Source organism: Geomonas subterranea (assembly GCF_019063845.1).
Lineage (GTDB): Bacteria > Desulfobacterota > Desulfuromonadia > Geobacterales > Geobacteraceae > Geomonas > Geomonas subterranea.
The window spans coordinates 894,342-911,018 of sequence record NZ_CP077683.1; the positions used below are offsets into that span (position 1 = coordinate 894,342).

The 16,677-nt window shown below is 61.5% G+C and carries 15 protein-coding genes; 4 read left to right on the forward strand and 11 right to left on the reverse strand.

Annotated features, from left to right (window positions below; genetic code table 11):
* The first annotated feature begins 136 nt into the window (after positions 1-136).
* Together KP001_RS03925 and KP001_RS03930 are read left to right on the forward strand one after the other, a co-directional pair.
* Positions 137-1,336, forward strand: coding sequence for a cofactor-independent phosphoglycerate mutase (locus KP001_RS03925; protein WP_217288274.1), 1,200 nt, complete (start codon positions 137-139; stop codon positions 1,334-1,336).
* Positions 1,337-1,649: 313 nt separating this feature from the next.
* On the forward strand, positions 1,650-2,954 hold the full coding sequence (locus KP001_RS03930; protein WP_217288275.1) for an aminotransferase class I/II-fold pyridoxal phosphate-dependent enzyme: 1,305 nt from the start codon (positions 1,650-1,652) through the stop codon (positions 2,952-2,954).
* 261 nt (positions 2,955-3,215) lie between these two features.
* Here the strand turns inward: KP001_RS03930 and lepB are convergent, their stop codons facing one another.
* The 3 genes from lepB to KP001_RS03945 all read right to left on the reverse strand — a co-directional run bounded on the left by lepB (position 3,216) and on the right by KP001_RS03945 (position 7,633).
* Positions 3,216-3,887: a signal peptidase I gene (gene lepB / locus KP001_RS03935; RefSeq protein ID WP_217288276.1), complete on the reverse strand. Its 672-nt coding sequence runs from the start codon at positions 3,885-3,887 to the stop codon at positions 3,216-3,218.
* A 55-nt stretch (positions 3,888-3,942) separates the two neighbouring features.
* Entirely contained in the window at positions 3,943-5,742 is a 1,800-nt protein-coding gene (lepA, locus tag KP001_RS03940) for a translation elongation factor 4 (protein ID WP_217288277.1), read from the reverse strand.
* A gap of 247 nt (positions 5,743-5,989) precedes the next feature.
* The gene (locus tag KP001_RS03945) at positions 5,990-7,633 is read right to left on the reverse strand and encodes a methyl-accepting chemotaxis protein (protein ID WP_217288278.1); all 1,644 of its coding nucleotides are present in this window, start codon (positions 7,631-7,633) and stop codon (positions 5,990-5,992) included.
* A 217-nt stretch (positions 7,634-7,850) separates the two neighbouring features.
* On the opposite strand from KP001_RS03945, the gene KP001_RS03950 reads away from it, so the two are divergent.
* Positions 7,851-8,960 carry a putative NPN-dependent ornithine cyclodeaminase gene (locus KP001_RS03950; RefSeq protein ID WP_217288279.1) on the forward strand — a complete coding sequence of 370 codons (1,110 nt, stop codon included), beginning with the start codon at positions 7,851-7,853 and terminating at the stop codon, positions 8,958-8,960.
* Positions 8,961-8,978: 18 nt separating this feature from the next.
* Positions 8,979-9,869: an arginase gene (gene rocF, locus KP001_RS03955; protein ID WP_217288280.1), complete on the forward strand. Its 891-nt coding sequence runs from the start codon at positions 8,979-8,981 to the stop codon at positions 9,867-9,869.
* A 98-nt stretch (positions 9,870-9,967) separates the two neighbouring features.
* Here rocF and KP001_RS03960 read toward each other — a convergent pair whose 3' ends face one another.
* From KP001_RS03960 to rsmD, 8 genes are all read right to left on the reverse strand, one after another.
* Entirely contained in the window at positions 9,968-10,351 is a 384-nt protein-coding gene (locus KP001_RS03960; RefSeq protein WP_217288281.1) for a hypothetical protein, read from the reverse strand.
* Between the two features lie 90 nt (positions 10,352-10,441).
* Entirely contained in the window at positions 10,442-10,774 is a 333-nt protein-coding gene (locus KP001_RS03965; RefSeq protein ID WP_217288282.1) for a hypothetical protein, read from the reverse strand.
* Positions 10,775-10,952: 178 nt separating this feature from the next.
* On the reverse strand, positions 10,953-11,495 hold the full coding sequence (locus KP001_RS03970) for a beta-class carbonic anhydrase (RefSeq protein WP_217288283.1): 543 nt from the start codon (positions 11,493-11,495) through the stop codon (positions 10,953-10,955).
* A gap of 113 nt (positions 11,496-11,608) precedes the next feature.
* Complete coding sequence (locus KP001_RS03975) at positions 11,609-13,858, reverse strand: NADP-dependent malic enzyme (protein WP_217288284.1); 2,250 nt, start codon at positions 13,856-13,858, stop codon at positions 11,609-11,611.
* Positions 13,859-13,922: 64 nt separating this feature from the next.
* Complete coding sequence (locus KP001_RS03980) at positions 13,923-14,486, reverse strand: helix-turn-helix domain-containing protein (RefSeq protein ID WP_216510614.1); 564 nt, start codon at positions 14,484-14,486, stop codon at positions 13,923-13,925.
* Positions 14,487-15,091: 605 nt separating this feature from the next.
* A complete protein-coding gene (locus KP001_RS03985; protein ID WP_217288285.1) occupies positions 15,092-15,283 on the reverse strand; it encodes a DUF1858 domain-containing protein in 192 nt (63 codons plus the stop codon).
* A gap of 159 nt (positions 15,284-15,442) precedes the next feature.
* Positions 15,443-15,934 carry a pantetheine-phosphate adenylyltransferase gene (gene coaD / locus KP001_RS03990; protein WP_217288286.1) on the reverse strand — a complete coding sequence of 164 codons (492 nt, stop codon included), beginning with the start codon at positions 15,932-15,934 and terminating at the stop codon, positions 15,443-15,445.
* Complete coding sequence (gene rsmD, locus KP001_RS03995; RefSeq protein ID WP_217288287.1) at positions 15,925-16,506, reverse strand: 16S rRNA (guanine(966)-N(2))-methyltransferase RsmD; 582 nt, start codon at positions 16,504-16,506, stop codon at positions 15,925-15,927. Before rsmD ends, coaD begins: the two co-directional genes overlap by 10 nt.
* Between the last annotated feature and the right edge of the window lie 171 nt (positions 16,507-16,677).

Sequence of the window (16,677 nt, forward strand, 5' to 3'; positions counted from 1 at the left end):
ACGCAAAGCCGCAAAGGCGCAAAGGCACATAGAGAAGCTAGTGATTCTAAAACGTTTCACCCTTTGCGCCTTGGCGGCTTTGCGTGACAGATTGTGTTTCACTCTAACCACAGATTACTGATAAAGGATGGATGCTATGAAGTACGTTGTGTTGCTCGGAGACGGGATGTCGGACCAGCCGGTCGGGGCTTTGGAAGGGAAAACGCCGCTGCAGGCGGCAAAGACGCCCAACATGGATTTCATGGCGCGACGGGGAACGCTGGGGCTCGCCCACACCGTGCCGCAGGGGTACGCTCCCGGCTCGGACGTCGCCAACCTCTCCATGTTCGGCTACAACCCCGTCGACTGCTACACCGGCCGCTCCCCACTGGAGGCTGCCAGCATGGGCGTGTCGCTGGGCCCCGACGACGTCGCCTTCCGCCTCAACCTGGTGCACCTGGAGGCTCGCGGGGGGAAGCTGATCATGGAGGATTACTCCGCCGGCCACATCTCCAGCGCCGACGGGCGTGAACTGGTCGAGGAACTGCAGCGCCAGCTGGGCAACGAGGAATTCTCCTTCCACCCCGGTGTCAGCTACCGTCACCTCATGGTATGGCACGGCGGCAGGACGCAGATCAAGATGACCCCGCCCCACGACATCTCCGGGCAATCCATCACCGAACACATGCCGTCCGGCGAGGGCGCCGACAAGCTCATCTATCTCATGAACTCCTCGCAGATGATCTTCCACAACCACCCGCAGTACAAGCGCCGCGCGGCCAACGGCGAGGTGCCGGCCAACTCCATCTGGCTCTGGGGACACGGCAAGGCTCCCGCCATGGACACCTTCGGCGCGCGCTACGGCCTCTCCGGCGCCGTGATCTCCGCGGTCGACCTCATCAAGGGGATCGGCGTCTACGCCGGTCTCGACATCATCAACGTCCCGGGCGCCACCGGCTACCTCGACACCAATTTCGACGGCAAGGCCCAGGCCGCCATCGACGCGCTCAAGGAGCATGACTTCGTGTTCGTGCACGTCGAGGCTCCCGACGAGGCGTCGCACTCCGGCAAGCTAGCCGACAAGATCAAGGCCATCGAGCTCTTCGACGAGAAAGTGGTGGGGGCGGTGCTCCGGGGGGTGAAGCAGTTCGGCGAGTACCGCATCCTCTGCGCTCCCGACCATCCCACCCCGATCGCCCTGATGACCCACAGCTCCGATCCCGTTCCCTTCGTGATCTACGCCGGAGAGGAGAAGGAGAAGAGCGGCGTGGCCGGCTACGACGAGATCGCCGCCGCGGCGACCGGGCTCCAGGTGGAGCCTGGGTACAAGCTCATGGAGATGCTGCTCGAACGGTAGGGCACATCCGGTTGCTGGATAGGGGATCCTTCCTTCGGGCACCGGTGGCTGGGCAAATAATTATTGCCCCTACAGGGGTGATATCGTTGGCCAAAACGATGCGGTCTCTGTAGGGGCGAATAATCATTCGCCCCTTGCCCGCGCTTAACGCCTCTCCCACCTGCTTTTTGTTCAAAGATGAAAACATCGCCCCGCATCCTCACATTAAGCGTTGACAACTGCCTGGCCACGGGTTTTAATGGCCAGTCTATTACTTCCTAATCTCATCGGTCCTGCCCCCGGGCATATCACATTAAGCTTCAGGAGGAATTTGATGAATCCATTAGCCGCAGAGTTAAACGAGTCTCTAGCCCAGCACAGCCCCCATGTTCTGGAGATGCTGTCGGATCTCGGCAAGAACCTCTTCTTCCCCAAGGGCATCCTTACCCAGTCGGCTGAAGCCAAAGAAAAAGCTACCAAGTTCAACGCCACCATCGGCATCGCCACCGAGAACGGCGGCCCGATGTACCTCTCCTGCATCCAGGACAAGCTCTCCTCCTTCGACCCGAAGGACATCTTCCCGTACGCGCCGCCGGCAGGCAAGCCGGAACTGCGCGCCCTGTGGCGCGAGAAGATGCTGCGTGAGAACCCGAGCCAGGTCGGCAAGCATTTCAGCAGCCCCATCGTCACCAACGCGCTCACCCACGGTCTCTCCATCGTCGCCGACATGTTCGTCGACAAGGGGGATCACCTGATCCTGCCGGACATGCTCTGGGGCAACTACAACCTCACCTTCGGCACCTGCAGCGGCGCGATCGTCAAGAAGTACCCGACCTTCACCGCCAACGGCGGCTACGACGTGGACGCCTTCAAGGCCACCCTGCAGAACTCCGCCGAGGAGAAGGGGAAGGTCATCGTGCTCTTGAACTTCCCGAACAACCCGAGTGGCTACACCCCGACCGTCGCCGAGGGTGACGCCCTGGTCGCCGCCATCAAGGAGGTTGCCGATGGGGGCTGCAACGTGGTTGCCATCACCGACGACGCCTACTTCGGTCTCTTCTACGAGGACAGCCTCAAGGAATCGCTCTTCGGCAAGCTGGCGAACCTCCACCCGCGCATCCTCGCGGTCAAGCTGGACGGCGCCACCAAGGAGGAGTTCGTCTGGGGCTTCCGCACCGGCTTCATCACCTTCGCCGACGGCAACGACTACGAGAACGCGCCGGTCATGACCGCCCTGGAGAAGAAGGCTATGGGCATCATCCGTGCCCGCATCTCCAACTGCCCGCACCCCTCCCAGACCTTCGTCATCGAGGCGCTGCGCTCCCCCGACTTCTTGAAGCAGAAGGAGGAGAAGTTCGAGATCATGAAGGGTCGCGCGCTGAAGACCAAGGAAGTTTTGAACAGCGGCAAGTACGACAAGGCCTGGGATTACTATCCGTTCAACTCCGGCTACTTCATGTGCCTCAAACTGAAGACCGTCGATGCCGAGAAGCTGCGCGTGCATCTGCTGGACAAGTATGGTGTCGGTGCCATTTCCACCACCAAGACCGACCTCCGTATCGCCTTCTCCTGCATCGCGGAGCAGGACATACCGGAGCTCTTCGACATCATCTACAAGGGTGTGCAGGACCTGGCGTAAATTCACTTCAGTTCCAGGTTCTAAGTTCTACGTTTACGTAACAAAAGCCCCTGACCGCATGCGCGGCAGGGGCTTTTGTCGTTTTGGCTGTCCTATTTTCTGTCCTGTAGGGGCGAATAATTATTCGCCCTGCCTTTGGTCTTTTCATGTGCGAGAGGATGGCTGCAAAAGAAAAGGGCTCCCTGATGCAGAGAGCCCTTTTCGAGAAAGAGGTTGAAACGTAGAACCTGGACCGTCGAACCTGGAACGTAGAACGGCCGTTTAGTCTATCAGCTTGCCAATGGCGTTGAAGCGCGGCCGCATCTTGTCCTTGTCCCAGGACCAGTACTTGATGAAGGCGAGCCCCTTGATCTTGTCGTTCTTCACGAAACCCCAGAAGCGGCTGTCGTAGGAACGGTCACGGTTGTCGCCCATGACGAAGTAGGAGCCGGCGGGGACGGTGACGGGATCCTTGAAGTCCCTCGGGTTGTACTCCTTGGGAACGGTGTCCGGCTCCTTGTGCACCTCGTGCGGGTTGGCGTAGAGCTTGCCGTTCACGTAGACACGCTTGTTCTTCACCTCGACCACGTCGCCGGGGACCCCGATGACGCGTTTGATGAAGTCCTTGGTCGGGTCCTCCGGATACTCAAAGACGATGACGTCGCCCTGCCTGGGGTCCCGGATCTTGAGGATGCGCCCGTCCATCCCGGGGATCCTGGTGCCGTAGATGAACTTGTTGACCAGCAGATGGTCGCCGATCGCCAGGGTATCCTCCATGGAGCCGGAGGGGATCTTGAATGCCTGCACGACGAAGGTGCGGATGACCATGGCCAAGAGCACCGCGATGATGATCGACTCGACGTACTCGCGGACGATGTGTTTGGCCTTGACCGGCTTCACCTCTTTTGCCGGCTCGGCGGGTTTATCTTCGCAGACGTTCTTGTAATCTTCCATGTGCTGTTGCTTCCTTTTGGGGAGATGGGAGGGCGTGAGCCGACCTTGGTTGCGGCTACCCTTCGACTTTCAGGATCGCCAAAAACGCCTCTTGCGGCAGTTCCACGTTGCCCACGTTCTTCATGCGCTTCTTCCCTTCTTTCTGCTTCTCCAGGAGCTTGCGCTTTCTGGTGATGTCCCCGCCGTAGCACTTGGCAAGAACATCCTTCCTCATGGCCTTCACCGTCTCGCGGGCGATGACCTTGGTGCCGACCGCCGCCTGGATGGCGATCTCGAACATCTGGCGCGGGATCAGTTCCTTCATCTTGGAGACCAGCTCCCGGCCGCGGTAGTACGCCTTGTCCTTGTGGATGATCAGCGACAGGGCGTCGACCACCTCGCCGTTGATCATGATGTTGAGACGCACCAGTTCGCTCTGGCGGTAGTCCAAAAGCTCGTAGTCGAGCGACGCGTACCCCTTGGTGATGGACTTCAGGCGGTCGTAGAAGTCGAGTACCACCTCGTTCAGCGGCAACTCGTACACCACCATGACGCGGGTCGGGGTCAGGTACTTGATCTCGCGCTGCACGCCGCGCTTCTCCTCGCAAAGTGCCAGGATCCCCCCCACGAACTCGTTGGGGACGTGGATGGAGGCGAGGATGAACGGCTCCTCGACGTAGGCGATCTCCTGGGTCGGCGGGAGCTGGTTCGCGCTCTGGATGTGGACCATGTTGCCGTCGGTGCCGTGCACGCGGTACACGACGGTGGGGGCGGTGGTGATCAGTTCGAGGTTGAACTCGCGCTCCAGGCGCTCCTGGATGATCTCCATGTGCAAGAGACCGAGGAAGCCGCAGCGGAAGCCGAAGCCGAGCGCGAGGGAGGTTTCCGGGTCGTACGAGAAGGAGGAATCGTTCAGCTTGAGCTTCGCCAGCGCGTCGCGCAGGCTCTCGTACTGAGAGGTGTCGATCGGGTAGAGCCCGGAGAACACCATGGGCTTCACTTCCTTGTAGCCGGGGAGGGCGCCGTCGCAGGGGTTGTGCAGCAGCGTGACGGTATCGCCAACCTTGGCGTCGGCGACTTCCCTGATCCCCGCGATGATGAAACCGACCTCGCCGGCGGTGAGGGCGGCGCTCTCGCGCATGTCCGGGGCGAAGACGCCGGCCTTCAGGACCTCGTAGGACTTACGGTTGGACATGAGCTGGATCTTGTCGCCCTTTTTGATGGTGCCGTCGACGATGCGCACCAGGATGATGACCCCCTGGTACTGGTCGTACCACGAGTCGAACAGGAGCGCCTTGAGCGGCTTGTTCGGGTCACCCTGCGGCGGCGGGATCTTCTTGACGATCTCTTCGAGGATCTCCTTGGTGCCGATCCCTTCCTTGGCGCTGGCGAGGACGGCGTCGTGGGTGTCGAGGCCGATGATCTCCTCGATCTCAGCCTTGACCCGCTCCGGTTCGGCGGCGGGGAGGTCGATCTTGTTCAGCACCACGAAGACCTCGAGGTTCGCGTCCAGGGCGAGGTAGACGTTGGCGAGCGTCTGCGCTTCCACCCCCTGCGAGGCGTCGACCACGAGGAGCCCCCCTTCGCATGCGGTCAAGGAGCGGGATACCTCGTAAGTGAAGTCCACGTGTCCCGGGGTGTCGATGAGGTTGAGTATGTAGTCCTTGCCGTCCTCAGCCCGGTAGTTGAGACGGACGGTCTGGGCCTTGATGGTGATGCCGCGTTCGCGCTCCAGGTCCATCTTGTCCAGGAACTGGTCCTGCTTCTCGCGTGCGGAGAGGGCACCGGTGAATTCGAGAAGGCGGTCGGCGATGGTCGATTTGCCGTGATCGATGTGGGCGATGATGGAAAAATTGCGGATATGCTCGAGTACCATATTGTCCTTTATCACGCGGAGGTTAACTCGCGAATAATATAGAACCAAGGGGTAATTGTAAAGGAGTTTCTAGGTGTAAACGGGAGTTAGCGGTGGTGGTGAGGGGGGGCGGCGCATGTGAAGAGGGATGGACGTTTCCGGCGGAAAAGGGGTTCAAAACTCGCGCGGCGGACTGGGGGACGGGGAGGGGCGGGGAGGGGGATCCTACGCCCCCCTCCCGCTCCCCCCCGGTGGGAGGAACTGCGGACTAGGCCAGCTTGAACTGACCGACCAGCCGCTGCAGGTCCTTCGAGAGGGCCGCGAGGTTGCTCGCGGCGTTGGCGCAGGTATGCGCACCCCGCGAGGTGTCCTGCACCACCTCGGTGATCTGCATGATGTTGTTGGTGATCTCGCCCGTGGTCGCGGTCTGCTCCTCTGCCGCGGTGGCGATCTGGTTCACCTGCTCGGTCACCTCGCTGATCTGCCGCAAGATCTCCTGCAGGGACTCACCCGATTTGGCCGCCTCCCTGGTGCCGTTCTCTACCTCGCGCACGCCTTCCTCCATGGCTCCCACGGCTTCACGGGTCTCACTCTGGATCGACTTGATCATCTCGCCGATCTCGCGGGTCGCGCGGGTGGTGCGCTCGGCGAGAGCCCTGACCTCGTCGGCGACTACGGCGAACCCGCGCCCCTGCTCCCCGGCCCGCGCCGCCTCGATGGCCGCGTTCAGCGCCAGGAGGTTGGTCTGGTCGGCGATGTCCTCGATGGTGCCGATGATGGCGCCGATCTGGTCGCTGCGCTCGCCGAGCCCGGCCACCGTCGCTGCGGAGGTCTGCACCTGCGCCGCGATCCGGTTCATAACCTGCACGGTCTGCTCCACGACAGCCTGCCCGGCCTGGGCGCGGCCGGTCGCCTGCTCACCCCCGGCGGCGGCACGGTGGCAGCTCTGGGCGATGTCGGCGGAGGTGGCGGCCATCTCCTCGCTGGCGGTCGCCACGGTGCTGGTCTGTGACGCAACCTCCTCGGCGCCGGTGGCGATCTGTTCGGAGGTGCTGTGCAGGTCGTTCGCCGCCGAGGCGACCTGGAGGCTGTTGGTCACCACCTGGTTCATGGTCTCGTTCAGCTTCTGCGCCATCTCGTTCACTTCCGCCGCCAGCATCCCCATTTCGTCGCGGGTCGTGATACTCGAGCGGGCGGTGAGGTCGCCAGCCGCCACCTCGGCCAGGGTGTCGAAGACCATCTTGAGCGGCCTGCTGATGGAGTTGGCGATGAGCACTCCGATCGCTGCCAGTAACACCGCGGCCAGCGCGGTGAGGCCGATCATGAACATCTGGGAGGAGCGGTAGGCCGCGAGGTCCTGCTCGTAGAGACTCTTGGCGCTCTTTTCGTTGTCTGCCACCAGATCGCTGATCGCCTCCGCGGGTTTCTTGTAGAGCGGCGCCACCGAGCTGGTCGCGAAGGCGACCGTTTCCTTGCGGGCTTGGGCGTTGCCCACGCTCTGCTGGGTCATCTGTTGCAACTTGGTCCCTTGCACCAGGTACTCTTCGTACCCCTGCTTGAACTGGCCGATCAGGCGCTTTTCGTTTTGGTCCAGGTCGTACTTCAGGAACTTGGCCTGGGTTTCTTCGATCTGCTTCTTCCTTTTTTCCAGGTCGTCCGCCCTGTCCTTGATGAGGGCAGGATCTTCGAGGAGCATCATGTAGACGAGGTCCAGCCTGATGGCCAGGAGGTCGTTCTTCATGTCGTTCAACATGCCCACGTGGATCACGGATGTGTTCATCGCTTCCTGGTCGTCCGACATGACGCGCATCTTGTGAAGGCTTGCGGCGGCAATGGCAATCAGCGTGACAACGGCGATCGCCACAAGGCACAGGCTCTTGGTTTTTACTTTGAGGTTCATCCAGAAATTCATAACATTTTCCCCCTTAAAGCTGCCTAAAGTGGTTATGGAGGCAGCGATAGTCTCTTTATCGGTAGATACCCTCCCAACTTGAGCTTGAATTGGTAAACTCGTAGAGAAGGCGAGAGTAATGCGTGCCTGACGTTGTAAGCGGATGCACGCATGCTAAAGTTTCCAGTCGCAACCAAAGGCCATGCTTCATCAATCCTTATTATAAAAGGAGCGTCCCATGTCTCTTCACAGCGACGTGATCCCTTCATACAACCCTCCCGACTTCCGTCGCCCCAAGTTGGCCGCGTCGCCCGCCGCGAAGTTCGTGCCGGCTCCCGCGGACGGAGTCCTGCCGGAGAACTTCCACGCCACCTCCAACCATCCCGAATACGTGCACCTTGGGGGTGGGGAGTGGCTCCTCGCACCGCAAAGCCGGATGGACTGCGTCATCGTGCTGCGCGGCAAGGAGCTTGACGTGATCGAGCCGCGCCGCGTACGCCGGGGCGACCAGGTGGCGATCGGGCGTACCGAGAACGGGGAGGACGGGATCTATCTTCACATCGGCGGGTTTTTGAACCTCGCGGAGCCGTTCGCCGACAAATTCTCATTCAGAAGCCGCGGCACCAGGGAGACGCCTTTTTCCCGCTCCTACGACGAGCTGTACCAGGTGCTGCGGCACGACCGCGACCACGGCTACATCGTCTGGGTGCTCGGCCCGGCGGTGGCCTTCGACATGGACTGCCGCAACGCCATGCAGGGGCTGATCGAGGCGGGGTACTGCCACGCACTCTTGGCCGGAAACGCCCTCGCGACCCACGACCTCGAGGCTGCCCGCTTCCGCACCGGCCTCGGGCAGAACATCTACACCCAGGCCATCATGCCCATGGGGCACTACAACCACCTGGACATCATCAACGAGGCGCGCCAGGCGGGAGGTATCCCGCAGACCATCGAGAAGCTCGGGCTCGACGACGGCATCATGTACGCCTGCAGCAGGAAGAAGATCCCGGTCGTGCTGGCCGGCTCCATCCGCGACGACGGTCCGCTGCCGGAGGTTATCCCCGACGCGTATCAGGCCCAGGATGCGATGCGGGTCCATGCGAGGAAGGCCACCACGGTGCTGGCCATCGCCACGCAGCTGCACTCCATCGCCTTCGGGAACATGGTGCCGAGCTACCGGGTGGAGAATGACGGGCGGGTGCGGCCGGTTTATTTCTACGTGGTGGACATGGCCGAGTTTTCCGTGGACAAGCTGGCCAACCGCGGCTCCGCGCAGGCGGTGGGGCTTTTGACCAACGCGCAGGACTTCGTGGTGAATCTCTGGAACCACCTGAAGAAGCTAGGCTGATCGGGAAGAGGCACAGTCATGGAAAACGGCATCAGGATGATAGGGGTTCCGGTAGATCTGGGGCAGGAACAGCGTGGCGTGGATCTGGGGCCGGGCGCACTGCGTTACGCGGGGCTTTCGGCGCGGCTGGCTGGACTTGGGTACATCGTGGAAGACATCGGCAACCTCCCCGTACCGGTGCGCGACGTGCTGGGCGCCGAACGGGAGCTGCGCTACCTCCCCTCGATCCGGCAGGTCTGCGAGACGGTCTACCAGGCCGGGCGCAGCGCGGTGACCCAGGGGGTCATGCCCATCTTCATGGGGGGGGACCACTCCATGGCGGTGGGCTCCATCGGCGGGGTGACCGACGAGCAGCCGACGGCGGTGATCTGGATCGACGCCCACGGCGATTACAACACCCCCGAGAGCAGCATCACCGGCAACATCCATGGCATGGCGCTGGCGGCGCTTTTGGGGGACGGGTTCCCGGAACTGGTCAACGTGGGGCGTCCCGGGGCGAAGCTGCATGTCTCGGACATCATCCTGATCGGCCTGCGTGAGCTCGATCCCCAGGAGAAGCTGCGCCTGCGCGGCTCCGGCATCAAGGCCTACACCATGCGCGATATCGACGAGCGGGGCATGGCGGCCATCGCGCACGAGGCGCTGGGGCGGCTCGCGCACCGCACCCGCCTGCACGTGAGTCTCGACCTGGACGGGCTGGACCCGCTCGAGGTCCCGGGTGTGGGAACCACGGCGCCTGGGGGGATCACCTACCGGGAGGCGCAGTTGCTGATGGAGATCATCGCGGACACCGGCCTTTTACGGTCGATGGACATCGTGGAGATCAACCCCATCCTCGATCACAGTAACCGCACCGCCAAGATCGCCGTGGAGCTGACGGCGTCTGCCTTCGGGGCCTCCATCTTGTAACGGCCTCCAGCTCCTGAACGAAAAAAAGCCTGTCCGGCGCGCCGGACAGGCTTTTTAGTTGGAGAGCGCATGAGAGCGGCGCCGCCCCGGGCGCGCTTTCAGCTGCCGAGGTTGTGGTGTTTCACCACCTTCAGCTTGGTGGCGATGAACATGTAACCGCTCTGGTACTTGGTGAACTTTCCGGTTGCCCTGATCTCATCCCCGACCTTGGGTGGCTGCGCCGGGTACTTGACCGGGATATAGACCTTCTCGCAGCCGCTCTTGCACACCGCCTCCTTGGGGTCCATGACGCCTATTACCGCCTTGTCGTACTGGGAGAAGCCTGCCATGACGCCGGCAAGGGTGATGGTTTCGGTGAAGATCTGGGGATTGTTGCCGATCTCGCCCACGGTGACGGTTTTTACCTCGCCGACCTTGCTGACCGTGACGGCCAGCGCCACGCCGATGATGAGGGCTACCGCGATGAATACTATTTTTTTCACGCTGATTCTCCTGATGAATTGTTGTGCCTGTGACGCGAGTAAGGCTCCCGTCGCTGTGGGGCCGATAGGTTATGAGACGTCCGCTGGACCTCAGATCGACTCGGGCGGGTAGTCTATGCTGCGCACGAAAGCGCTCAGTGTGCTGCGCGGCGGCGGGTATTGAGGCAGGTCCTCCGCGTCGATCGCCGCGCGGGCGACGGTCACCGGCGCGTGGAGGATCATGGTGATGCAGGCGAAACAGGGGCAGTCGGGGGAGGAGCTGTGGCCGTCGCCGGTGGCGGGATGAGCCCCTCCGGTATCGCAGCACTCCGTGTGCGGCTGATCCAGCGCGAAGCTGGCAGCGGTGGCAGCCACGCCACTGAGTGTCAGGAGGGACACCACCAGTATCAGTGCTCCCAATATGCGCAGGACGTGCCGTTTCACGCGACCACTTTATGGACTTTCCCTATTCATTGTCAAGCTCAAAAAAAGAGCTGGTTCAGTCGGAAAAATCCTTGCTTCAGGGCGGGGCGGGGGCGATAAAAACAAGGCCCGTTGCTCCACTTTGGAGTAACGGGCCTATGACACTGGTGAGGGGAGCTTCAAAGGAGAAGCCCACGCTTTAGTATCCCGGCACCACCACTTCGAGATGGCCATCGTTGGGGCAGAAGATCAGCCCGTGCACCGGAACGTCCTTGGGGATCAGGGGGCTGTTGCGGATGATCCCGGTGACCCGCTCCACGTTCTCCTCCGGGCAGCTGAAGGCGCCCACCCACTGGCCGAGGTCCGGGTCGAGCCCCTCGATGGCCGCGGGATCGATGCCGCGTTCAACCATCTTCGCCTTGAGCTGCTCCACGTCCACCGATCCCATGCCGCAATCCTTGTGGCCGATCACGAAGATCTCCTCCACGCCGAGCAGGAACACGGCCGCCACGAGGCTGCGGATCACGCCGCCGTTGGGGTCGACCAGGGTGTTGCCCGCGTTCTTGATCACCTTGGCGTCGCCGCGCTTGATCCCCATGGCCGGCTCGAGGAAGTCAACGAGCCTCGTGTCCATGCAGGTGAAGATGGCCAGCTGCTTCTTGGGGTCCTTGGGAAGGGGAGGGAACGCCCCGGGTCTCACGAATTTCTTGTTATGGTCCAGGACTTTGTCGAGAAGAGTCATTGTTCTCCGTTTCCTTGGGGTTGGTTGCTGTGCAAAACGGTTTTTTAAGCCGAAACTCCACTCAAGTCAAGGAAAAGCGGCCTCCGCCCGGTATACGGACGGAGGCCGCCTGTCTAGGCGTTCTGCACGTCCACGACCGCGATGGCGGCCATGTTGACCACGTCATGCACGTCGTCGCCGCGCTGCAGCACGTGTACCGGCTTGTTCATCCCCATGAGGATGGGGCCGATCGCCTCGGCGCCCCCCAGGCGGCGCAGGAGCTTGTAGCAGATGTTGCCGGAGTTGAGGTCCGGGAAGATCAGCACGTTCGCCGGGGTCTTCAGTTTGGAGAAGGTGAAGCCGTCCAAAAGCTCGGGGACCACGGCCGTGTCCGCCTGCATCTCGCCTTCGACGATCAGGTTGGGCGCGCGCTCCTTAACCAGTTCCACGGCGCGCTTCACCTTCCGGGTCTGCGGGTGGTCCACCGAGCCGAAGTTGGAGAAGGAGAGCATGGCGATGCGCGGCTCGATGCCGAGCATGGTGACCTTCTCGGCGGCGAGGATGGCGGTCTCAGCCAGCTCCTCCGCGGTCGGGTCGATGGTCACCGTGGTGTCGGCGAGGAAGTAGACCTCTTTCTTGAACACCATCATGTAAAGGCCGTGGACGCTGGAAAGCCCCGCCTGTTTCCCGAGCACCTGCAGCGCCGGGCGGATGGTCTCCGGGTAGTGGGTGTCGATTCCCCCGAGGAGGGTGTCGGCATGTCCCTGCGCCACCATCATGGTCGAGAACTGCACGCGGGATTTCCTGCGCATGATGCGCTGGCACTCGGTGAGGGTGAGCCCTTTCCTCTGGCGCCTGCGGTAGAGCTCCTGGGCGTATTCCTCGGTGTGCTCGGAGTCGGTCGGGTCGACGATGGGGACGTCGAGGTCGAGGTTCAAGTCGTCCATCTTCTGCTGGATCTTCTTGCGGTCCCCCACGAGGATCGGCTGGGCGATCCCCTCCTCGACCAGGGTCTGGGCCGCGCGCAGGATCTTCTCGTTGTCACCCTCGGGGAAGACGACCTTTTTCGGGTCGCTCTTCGCCTTGTTGATGATCATGCGCATGACTTCTTTGGAGCGTCCCTGGGTCGATTCGAGCTGCTCGATGTACTTCGCCATGTCCTCGATGGGCTGGCGCGCCACGCCGCTGTCCATGGCGGCCTGCGCGATGGCCGGGGCCACGTGCAGGAGGACGCGCGGGTCGAACGGTTTCGGGATGATGTAGTTCGGGCCGAAGGTGAACTTCTCGTTGCCGTACGCCTTGGAGACCGAATCCGGCACCTCTTCCTGGGCGAGCCGCGCCAGCGCGTGCACCGCGGCGAGCTTCATCTCTTCGTTGATGGCGGTCGCACGGACGTCGAGCGCCCCGCGGAAGATGAAGGGGAAGCCGAGCACGTTGTTCACCTGGTTCGGATAGTCGCTCCTGCCGGTGGCGATGATCACGTCGCCGCGCACCGCGTGCGCTTCCTCCGGGGAGATCTCCGGGTCGGGGTTCGCCATGGCGAAGATGATCGGGTTGGGCGCCATGCTGCGGATCATCTCGGGGGTGAAGGCCCCCTTGGCGGAGAGTCCGAACAGGACGTCGGCGCCCTTTGCGGCCTCCTCGAGAGTCCGGAAGTTGGTGTCGGCGGCGAAGAGTTCCTTGTAGGGGTTCATCCCTTCAACCCGTCCCTTGTAGATGACCCCCTTGGTGTCGCACATGATCATGTTGTTGGGCTTGACCCCCAGGGCGATGGCGAGCTTCGCGCAGGAGTTGGCCGAGGCGCCGGCGCCGTTCACGACGATCCTGATGTCCTCGATCTTCTTGCCGACGAGCTGCAGCGCGTTCAGAAGCGCCGCCGACGAGATGATGGCGGTGCCGTGCTGGTCGTCGTGGAAGACCGGGATGTTCATGGTCTTTTTGAGCTCTTCCTCGATGTAGAAGCACTCGGGCGCCTTGATGTCCTCCAGGTTGATGCCGCCGAAGGTTGGCTCCAGGAGCTGGACCGCCTTGATGATCTCGTCCGGGTTCTCGGTGTTCAACTCGATGTCGAACACGTCGATGTCGGCGAAGCGCTTGAAGAGGATCCCTTTCCCTTCCATGACCGGCTTGCCTGCGAGCGCGCCCAGGTTGCCAAGGCCAAGGACCGCGGTGCCGTTGGAAACGACCGCCACCAGGTTCCCCTTGGCGGTGTACTTGTAGGCGTCATCGGGGTTCTGCTGGATGGCGAGGCAGGGTTCCGCGACCCCGGGAGAGTAGGCAAGCGACAGGTCTGCCGCGGTCTGGCACGGTTTCGTGGCTATGACTTCGATCTTCCCTTTTCTACCGCTGGAGTGGTAGTCAAGTGCGCCTAATTTCTTGCTCATTTAGTTCTCCTTTGACCCATAGGATGAGCGGCTGCCCGCCATTGAATCCATACTGCTCTGTGATCTACTTCGTCACGACCACCAGGACCTTGACCTCTTTGCCGTCGTGGCTCAGGAGCCGGTGCCCGATGCTCGATTCGAAATAGAGTGAATCCCCTTCGTGCAGGGTGATTTTCTTGTCGTCCAAGAGGAAATCCGCGTTTCCTTTCATGACGTAGATGAACTCCTCGCCGTCATGGCTGTAGGTGTTGGCCTCGGGCGCCTTTTCGGTCAGGGTGACCATGAAAGCGTCCATCTTCTTGTTCTGCTTGTAGAAGGAGAGGGACTCGTAGAAGTACCCCTGCTTGGTCCCCTCCTTGGAGATGACCCGGGGAACGATACGCCGTTCGTGCGCGCGCACCACCTCGAACTTGCGATCGTCCTCATCCTCGCTGAACAGCTGGGCGAGTTTGATGTCGAAGAACTTGGCGATCTTGGAGAGGGTGGCTATCGGGGGGGAAACGTTGTCGTTCTCTATCTGCGAGATCAGGGCCGGGGAGAAACCGGTCTCGTTGGCCACCGCCTGCAGGGTCAGTTTCCGGGCCTGACGCAGTTTCTTCAGTCTCGACCCGATGTTGTACTCTGACATGACGCTGCTCCTGTGGTGAATAATCCACCGTTTTACTTCGGCTAAAATTATTCAGTTTTGGTAAAAAGTCAATTTAAATAGTAAAAACAAGAAAAAATTAATGTCTACGGTAAGGTGGCGAGGTGACTGAAGGTAGCACGTCAGGTGGGCTCCATGCAAGGGGGTGGAAGGGGTGGGGTAAGGCTTTTTACCGTGTTTTAAAATCGCGTTTACTGATATCGAACCGCCGGTCATTGGCGGGACGGTTTTGATACCTCCGATGTGGCCCTGCGGCCGTATCTGCGGACGTGGGTGAATAAGTTTTCGAGGTGATGACGCCACGGGGCAGGGGGAGCGCCTGAGGCTAGGATGAGGAAGTGCTTGAGGGTAGGGTGCAGGAGGTCCCCTATCCCTAGGAGAGGGGTAGGGTGAGGAAGCGTTTAAGCCCAGGACACGCGACATCCCCTCTCCCTCTGGGAGAGGGTAGGGTGAGGGAGTCTGCCAGCCGGTGAAAAATCTGATGGCGGCCGGCAGGGCCCTCGCCCGCCCTTCGGGCACCCCGCAGGGAGAGGGGGCGAAAGATCGTCGCTAAGCCGGTTGAGGAATCAGGTGTGTCGGGTGGCCCTTCAGTCGATGCACTTGTTCAACTCCTCGAGGAGGGCCGCGAGGTCGGCCTTGTGCACGGTGGCGCCGTGCTCAAGTTGTTCGAAGTCGGCGATCTGGCAGTCGTAGCAGTCGAGCCCGTAGCGCTCGAAGACCGGGAGGGTTTGCGGGTAACGCCTGAGGATTTCGCTGATGGTCATGTCCTTGCTGATCATATGGCCTCCCGTGACGACTATCCTGCTGCGGGTAATAAAAAAGGCGCTGCTGTGCGCAGACGCCTGTTGAAAAAAAGGGGACAGGCTACTTTTCCCGTTTCCCTGTGCGGCAGCCCGCTGAAATAGTAGCCTGTCCCCTTTTTCTGACAACCGTGCATGTCAGCGTCCCGGCCTGAACTTCTCGTCCAGGGCGCTCTTCACCAGCGGCGGCACCAGTTTGTCCACCGGACCGTTCAGGTGGCTTACCTCTTTCACGATGGAGGATGAGAGGTAGCTGTAGGGGACCGAGGTCATCATGAACAGCGTCTCCACTTCGCGGGTGATGTTGCGGTTCATCTGCGCCAGCTGGAACTCGAACTCGAAGTCGGAAACGGCCCTCAGGCCGCGGATTACAACGGTGGCGCCGGCGCGACGGACGTAGTCGACCAGAAGCCCCTCGAAGGTTTCCACCTTGGCCTGGGGACGGTCCCTGAGGATCTCGGAGAGCATGTCGATCCGTTCCTGGACGGTGAAAAGGGCGTTCTTCTCCGAGTTTCTGGCCACCGCCACGATCACACCGTCAAAGATCTTCAGGGCACGGTCGATGATGTCCAGATGGCCGTAGGTTACGGGATCGAAGGAGCCGGGATAGACAGCCACTCTCAGGGGCACGGTTCACCTCTATCTGAAAGGGTCAGGAAGGAGAGGGCGGTGTCGCCGTAGATGCGGCGCTCGCTTTCAACCAGCCTGCCAAAACGCGTTGGTACATCCTCTTTGGCGGAGAACTCGGCGACCACGGTGGTGCCGGCATCGATCAGCGGCGACGTCGAGAGTAGCTCCAGCAATCGTTGCGTGTGCCCCTCGGCGTAGGGAGGGTCGAGGAACACCAGGTGGAACGGAGCTTCGCTGCGGGAAAGCCATCTTGCCGCTGCTGCCGCCTCCTGGGTCACCACTTTAGCCCGCTCCGCGAGTCTGGTGACCTCGAGGTTCTTGCGGATAAGCTCCGCGGACTCCCGGTGTGAGTCGACGAAAACGGCGCTTTCCGCACCCCGGCTGAGGGCTTCGATGCCGAGGTTCCCCGTGCCGGCGAAGATATCCAGCACCCGCATCCCGGAGAAGTCGCCCAGGCGGCTCACGAGAATGCTGAAGAGCGCCTCCTTGACGCGGTCGGCGGTCGGGCGTACCCGCTGGTTTTTCGGAGCCAGCAGCTGCCGGCCCCGGGCGGTTCCAGCGATCACCCGCATGAAGACCACCTCCGGTGTTGGTATGTCATAAAAAGAACAACTCCCTGTCTGCGCAGGCCTGGATGCCATGTAGCGTATCAGGCGGCAGTAACGTATGACATTGTCACGCCAGCTGCTCTATTAGCACGATGCCTTGATAAGGTCAATCAAGTTTGCTGTTGACAGCTCTGG

Coding starts and splice junctions, on each gene's coding strand:
- KP001_RS03925 (WP_217288274.1), top strand. CDS start 137: ATGAAGTACGTTGTGTTGCTCGGAGACGGGATGTCGGACCAGCCGGTC.
- KP001_RS03930 (WP_217288275.1), top strand. CDS start 1,650: ATGAATCCATTAGCCGCAGAGTTAAACGAGTCTCTAGCCCAGCACAGC.
- lepB (WP_217288276.1), bottom strand. CDS start 3,887: ATGGAAGATTACAAGAACGTCTGCGAAGATAAACCCGCCGAGCCGGCA.
- lepA (WP_217288277.1), bottom strand. CDS start 5,742: ATGGTACTCGAGCATATCCGCAATTTTTCCATCATCGCCCACATCGAT.
- KP001_RS03945 (WP_217288278.1), bottom strand. CDS start 7,633: ATGAATTTCTGGATGAACCTCAAAGTAAAAACCAAGAGCCTGTGCCTT.
- KP001_RS03950 (WP_217288279.1), top strand. CDS start 7,851: ATGTCTCTTCACAGCGACGTGATCCCTTCATACAACCCTCCCGACTTC.
- rocF (WP_217288280.1), top strand. CDS start 8,979: ATGGAAAACGGCATCAGGATGATAGGGGTTCCGGTAGATCTGGGGCAG.
- KP001_RS03970 (WP_217288283.1), bottom strand. CDS start 11,495: ATGACTCTTCTCGACAAAGTCCTGGACCATAACAAGAAATTCGTGAGA.
- KP001_RS03975 (WP_217288284.1), bottom strand. CDS start 13,858: ATGAGCAAGAAATTAGGCGCACTTGACTACCACTCCAGCGGTAGAAAA.
- KP001_RS03980 (WP_216510614.1), bottom strand. CDS start 14,486: ATGTCAGAGTACAACATCGGGTCGAGACTGAAGAAACTGCGTCAGGCC.
- KP001_RS03985 (WP_217288285.1), bottom strand. CDS start 15,283: ATGATCAGCAAGGACATGACCATCAGCGAAATCCTCAGGCGTTACCCG.
- rsmD (WP_217288287.1), bottom strand. CDS start 16,506: ATGCGGGTGATCGCTGGAACCGCCCGGGGCCGGCAGCTGCTGGCTCCG.